This window comes from Methylomonas methanica (assembly GCF_001644035.1).
Taxonomy (GTDB): Bacteria; Pseudomonadota; Gammaproteobacteria; order Methylococcales; family Methylomonadaceae; genus Methylomonas; species Methylomonas methanica_A.
The window spans coordinates 1-3,053 of sequence record NZ_LUUG01000027.1; the positions used below are offsets into that span (position 1 = coordinate 1).

The following is a 3,053-nucleotide window of genomic DNA, read 5'->3' on the forward strand; positions in this document are numbered from 1 at the left end:
CAGATTTAGTTATAACTCTTATCGCTGTCATATCAACCACAGATTCAACTGCCCGAACAGCGAGTAGTAGGCGCGGAAGCCTTGCTACGCTGGCACCATCCGCAATTGGGCGTTGTCCCGCCAAGCACTTTTATCCCCATTGCCGAAGAAACGGGCTTGATCATATCCATTGGGGAATGGGTGCTCAGGGAAGCTTGCCGTCAGCATTCGAGATGGATGGAAGAGGGCTTGCCCGCACTGCGGATGGCCGTGAATATCTCCGGGGTGCAATTCAAGCAGCGGGAATTTTGCACACTGGTAAAGCGTTTGATTGAAGAGGGCTGCATAGACCCGCAGTATCTGGAATTAGAGTTAACCGAAAGCGTGGTGATGACGCAGGCCGAACACGCAGTGCAAACTTTAATGGATTTACGGGCCTTGGGCGTTAAGTTGGCAATTGACGATTTCGGAACGGGTTATTCCAGCCTGAGCTATTTACGCAAATTCCCATTGGATCGAATTAAAATAGATCAGTCCTTTATACGGCATATCAAAAATACGCCGGCCAATGAAGCAATCGTGCGGGCCATTATTGCCTTGGGGGAAAGCTTGGGCCTGGAAACGGTGGCGGAGGGGGTTGAAAATAGCGATGAGCTGGAATGCGTTACCAGTCATCACTGCCATGAGGTACAAGGCTATCATTTTGCCAAGCCGTTGCCGGGGGATGATTTTGGTGTATGGCACGGGCAATTTATTAGTTCCAGCCGGTGATCGTCGGGAGTAAATATAACTAAATATTAAATTCTCGACTTGAGAAAGCCCCGGGTAATTTCTGAGTATCAAGCGGAGCGGGCGCGGAAAAATCAGGTTGCTGGTTTTGCGTTAAGACCATAGTTTCTGAAGCCGAGGTTTGTAGCGAGAGTGAGCTTTTTCAAATACCTGATTCAGCCGGTCTTTTAATATTGAAGGAGTACAGCATCCATTTTGGTTGCAACGATTGCAATTTTGCTCAATTAATCGCCTGATGCTTTCTTGCAAACACCAAGCTTGTTCCACTAGTTTTTTAACTGATACTTCCACGTAATATTCTTCTTTGATCAGGAACTTGTCATGGCGGCGGAAAAAACAAAAGATGATAGAAAAAAAGTTTCTTTGAATAAAGAAACCTGTAAAACACTGAATACCTTCTCAAGGCTAAACGCCGTAAAGCTGCGCTTGGTTCTTGATGCGATGGTTGATATTGTCTTGATCGACGAACATCTCAGCAGTCGCGTAATAGAACTTGCTTTAGAAAAAGAGGCTATGGAAAAAGGATAGCAGACTCTGTGTTTTTAGTCCGACGTATCGGTAAACATTTGCGCGAAGTTGCCTGATTTGGCTTGGCCCCCTGTTCAATATGACGAAAAGTGTTTGGGAAAATCAAACCCGTCATCGTCGCGTCACAATCCACATAAATAATGTTCGGATGTTTATTTTTGAGCAAATAGCGAAAAGTATTCGTAGATCGTTAGTCGTCGTTCATTGAATCGATATGTGTTTTTATTTGTCGGCAATTTGGTCGGTAAAGTCATTCTAAGCGGGATATATGCAGCCTATAGAGATAACAGCCGAATGGAATAGCGATAAAGCCGCGTGGATAGCCACTAGCGTATTATTCGATCAGCTCGAAATCGAGGCGGCTACCATGGACGAGTTGATTGACTGCCTGAGAGCTCGAATCATGGACGTTATAGGCCTGGAGCAGATTGGTCGCGCTCCGGCGGGTAAGCAAACCTTTATCCTCACCAAAATCTGGCCAGTCAGCAGTCAAATTTCGCTTATCTAAAACAAGACATTCGATTCAATCCCGGCGGATCAATAGTTCGAGAATGATAGATCGCCCATGGAACTCTCGCTACTAACTCTCAACCTGCACACCTATCAACAACATCCCCTGAATTGCTGTTTCGACACTATGCATCAGCATGAACGAGAAGTGCATATCATCGCCGAAGCTATAGCCCATTTGGGAATGGATGTCGTTTGTTTTCAGGAGGTGGGTGAGTATTTGCACGACCCCATTACTCAGCCCTATGGCGAATCGCCTTCCAATATGGCGTTCCGGATTTGTCAAAAATTACGGCATTGGGGACACTGGTTCCATATTCATCAAGACTGGAGCCATATCGGTTTCCATCGCTGGCGGGAAGGCACAGCCATCATGAGTCGATACCCGATGCGACATAATTATTCGGCGTATGTGTCGGATGATCAGCGTAAAGACAATTATATGTCGCGCAATGTCACGGTTTCTTGCATTGATGTGCCTTGGTTCGGCTTGTTGCATGTCGCCAATGCGCATTTGAGTTGGGCGCATCATGGTTTTTTTCACGAATACGCTCGGCTCAAACAACTGGTCGATTCACGCCGGAATTTCGGCGTCCGGGCGGATTTGATCGTTGGCGATTTCAACGCGCCCGCTGGGGAACATGCTTATAACCATATCGTGGGCAATGGGGAATATGTCGATCAATTTTACGAATTACATCCCCACCACTTTTACAAGCCTAGCTATCACGGTCGTATAGACGGCTGGAAACACAGCCCGCCCAAACGGATCGACTATATCTTTAAAAGAAACGGGCATCCGCTACGAATTAAATCCATGGATATTATTTTTAATGATGAGTTTTATCCTGTCGTTTCCGATCATTTTGGCTATTTTGCCAAGTTCGATTTATTTTAAGTATTGGGGTGCATAAAATTCTTCGGTTAGCCGTGGGGTGTGATTTATTTAATATAGATGAAATATTTTTCATGTTAAATAAAATCACGCTGGCAAAGCCATCTCAAAGCGTGGTTGTTCTATCGAGATGGCGTCTAATAGAGCCGGTGTTTACCAAGTTTTTGACGCAGACACTAAGTAATTCATATGAAAATACGGTTTTTGGCTATTTTAATTATTATGGTACTGCCGGCTTGCGGAACCTTAATGGCAAAAGACCCGATTTGGCCGGATGATTTGCCCAGGTATGCTTATTTTTTTAATGAGTACCAGCGGGACGTAGTAAATACTAATACCTGAATCCGTGACT

General features: G+C 45.2%; 4 protein-coding genes. All 4 read left to right on the plus strand.

All coding sequences use genetic code 11. From position 1 onward, the window contains the following. The first annotated feature begins 24 nt into the window (after positions 1–24). The 4 genes from A1332_RS01315 (at position 25) to A1332_RS01330 (ending at position 2,704) form a co-directional block, all read left to right on the plus strand. Entirely contained in the window at positions 25–750 is a 726-nt protein-coding gene (locus A1332_RS01315) for a putative bifunctional diguanylate cyclase/phosphodiesterase (protein WP_082879470.1), read from the plus strand. A 339-nt stretch (positions 751–1,089) separates the two neighbouring features. Beyond that, a complete protein-coding gene (locus tag A1332_RS01320) occupies positions 1,090–1,296 on the plus strand; it encodes a hypothetical protein (RefSeq protein WP_064006779.1) in 207 nt (68 codons plus the stop codon). Positions 1,297–1,564: 268 nt separating this feature from the next. Beyond that, positions 1,565–1,804, plus strand: a complete 240-nt coding sequence (locus A1332_RS01325) for a DUF1902 domain-containing protein (RefSeq protein ID WP_064006780.1) — start codon at positions 1,565–1,567, stop codon at positions 1,802–1,804. Positions 1,805–1,861: 57 nt separating this feature from the next. Then, a complete protein-coding gene (locus tag A1332_RS01330) occupies positions 1,862–2,704 on the plus strand; it encodes an endonuclease/exonuclease/phosphatase family protein (protein WP_064006781.1) in 843 nt (280 codons plus the stop codon). The last annotated feature ends 349 nt before the right edge of the window (positions 2,705–3,053 follow it).

Excerpts from the sequence above, each read along its gene's own strand:
- A1332_RS01330 (WP_064006781.1), top strand. The coding sequence starts at position 1,862 with ATGGAACTCTCGCTACTAACTCTCAACCTGCACACCTATCAACAACAT.
- A1332_RS01320 (WP_064006779.1), top strand. The coding sequence starts at position 1,090 with ATGGCGGCGGAAAAAACAAAAGATGATAGAAAAAAAGTTTCTTTGAAT.
- A1332_RS01325 (WP_064006780.1), top strand. The coding sequence starts at position 1,565 with ATGCAGCCTATAGAGATAACAGCCGAATGGAATAGCGATAAAGCCGCG.